Source organism: Microbacterium sp. ISL-103 (assembly GCF_018613995.1).
Lineage (GTDB): Bacteria > Actinomycetota > Actinomycetes > Actinomycetales > Microbacteriaceae > Microbacterium.
Genome location: NZ_JAGGPD010000651.1, coordinates 1 through 2125 on the forward strand (window position 1 = coordinate 1; position 2125 = coordinate 2125).

A 2125-nucleotide genomic window follows, 5' to 3' on the forward strand; every position below is an offset into this window, starting at 1 on the left:
GACGATCAGCGGCACGTGCAGCACCGCGACGGCGTACGCGAGGCTCGCGACGATCGATTCGCCGATCACCTGTCCGGCGTTGCGCACCACGAACAGATCGCCGAGGCCGAGGTCGAAGATGATCTCGGCGGCGAGGCGCGAGTCCGAGCATCCGAACAGGGTGGCGACCGGATGCTGTGCTTCGGCCAGGTGCTTGCGTCGCGCGACGTCCTGGTTCGGGTGACGCGGTGCGTCGTCCACGAATCGCTGGTTGCCCTCCTGCATCTGCTTCCAGGCGGCGGCGGGAGTGAGCGCATGGGTCATCGGTTCTCCGAGAGGTCGCGGATCTGAGGGACGAGGGATTCGGCGAGTTCGCCGGTGGAGTCCGCGGATCGCGAACCGTAGAGCAGCAGGTAGTCCTCGCCCGCCTGGGTTCCGATCGCATAGGTGATGTTCTGCTTCGCGCCGGCGTCACCGAGCTCGTAGACGTCCCATTCCAGGCCGCCGATCGACGTGGTGTCGGTGGGGGCCGTGCCGTTCAGGCGCTGCGGCGCCCACGACGAATCCGTGTCGAATGCCTGCGCCATCTTGATGAACCCGCGCTCGTCCTCGGCGGAGGGCGCGAGCGTCACATCCCACACCGGTGTCGCGCCGCTGGTGAGGCCCGCCGCGTTGACCCGCCAGAAGTCGTCGAGGTCGGGGACGATGATGGGGCTGTCCATCGTCGATTCGACGTCGGCGGCGATGCCGGCGAGGTCGATGGTCGGGCTGTTCGCGGGCTCGCCGCGCGGAACCGCGAAGAAGATCACCGCGACGATCGCCAGGGTGGCGATGAGGGCGGCGACCAGGCTGCGAATGGTCTGGCTCGATCGATAGGCCTTGCTCGACGCCGCCTTGCGCGCAGCCGTCTCGGAAGGTGTCTCGGGTCGACCGAGTTCGGCGACGATCGGAGCGGGCTTGTCCACGACTCGTCCTCGTCTGAAGGATCGGATGCGGCGGAGCGCGCAGCCTCGAGCCTGCGCTTCGCGCCCAGCAGCCATTCCCCGCAACGGGCGGCGAGTGCTTCGCCGCGTTCCCACAGAGCCAGTGACTGCTCGAGCGTCGGCGCGCCCTGTTCGAGTTCGGAGACGACCTTCACGAGCTCATCTCGAGCGGCCTCGAACGACAGGGTGTCCACAGGGGTGTCGTTCAGCGCACTCACCCCTTCATCCTACGCGAGACGCAGGCGACCCTCAGCCGGTGCGGGGGGCTGTTCCTTCTGCGATCTCGCCCTCGGAACGGGCGGCGACCGAGCCGCGGTCGACGGTGATGGTCAGAGCGCTGCCGGCCGGTGCATCCGCGGCATCGCGAAGGATCACGCCGCCGTCGAGATGGGCGATGGCGTAGCCGCGGGCCAGCGTCGCGGCGGGGGAGAGCGCGCGCAGGGACGCTCGCAGTTCGCTGGTCGCGCGTCCGGCGGAATCGAGTCGCCGCGTGATCGTGTCGCGTCCACGCGAGAGCAGCAGCCAGACGTCCTGCGAGCGCGAGTCGATGATCGGGTCGGGCGATCGCAGTGCCGGGCGCGATCTCAGCTGCTCGAGCTGGGCGATGTCGTGCGACAACCGCTGCGTCAGCCTGGTCGTCGCTCGCGACCGCAGCTGGGCGATCAGCGCACGCTGCTCGCTGACGTCGGGCACGACGCGCTTCGCGGCATCCGTCGGCGTCGAGGCGCGCAGGTCGGCGACGTCGTCGAGCAGCGGACGGTCGTTCTCGTGTCCGATCGCGCTGACGACGGGAGTGGATGCGGCGGCGACGGCTCGTACGAGCCGTTCGTCGCTGAAGCCGAGAAGGGTCTGCGGGTCGCCACCGCCTCGGGCGATGACGATCACGTCGACGTCGGGGTCGGCGTCGAGCCTGGCGAGCGCGGCCAGAGTGTCGGGTACGCAGCGGTCGCCCTGCACAGCCGCGTACTCGGGGCGGAAACGCACCTGCGGCCAGCGAAGCTCGGCATTGCGGTGCACGTCCTTCTCGGCGTCGGACTTCTCGCCGGTGATCAGCCCGATCACATGCGGGAGGAACGGAAGGCGCTTCTTGCGGGAGGGATCGATCAGCCCCTCCTGTCGTAGCTGCAGGCGGAGCTTCTCGAGCCGTTCGAGCTGGTTGCCGA

General features: G+C 69.1%; 3 protein-coding genes and 1 pseudogene. All 4 read right to left on the bottom strand.

Annotation, left to right across the window (positions count from 1 at the left end; all coding sequences use genetic code 11):
- Window positions 1-303, bottom strand: a 303-nt coding sequence (locus J7E68_RS19135; RefSeq protein ID WP_285225722.1) for a carbonic anhydrase, incomplete at its 3' end; no start/stop codon positions are given.
- The gene (locus tag J7E68_RS19140; protein ID WP_311417437.1) at window positions 300-944 is read right to left on the bottom strand and encodes a DUF4245 family protein; all 645 of its coding nucleotides are present in this window, start codon (window positions 942-944) and stop codon (window positions 300-302) included. The genes J7E68_RS19135 and J7E68_RS19140, both read right to left, overlap by 4 nt.
- A gap of 11 nt (window positions 945-955) precedes the next feature.
- Window positions 956-1180 (bottom strand): annotated as a pseudogene (locus J7E68_RS19145) (exodeoxyribonuclease VII small subunit); the annotation flags it as partial.
- A 31-nt stretch (window positions 1181-1211) separates the two neighbouring features.
- The coding region (xseA, locus tag J7E68_RS19150) for an exodeoxyribonuclease VII large subunit (RefSeq protein WP_215175126.1) at window positions 1212-2125 on the bottom strand (914 nt) is incomplete at its 5' end.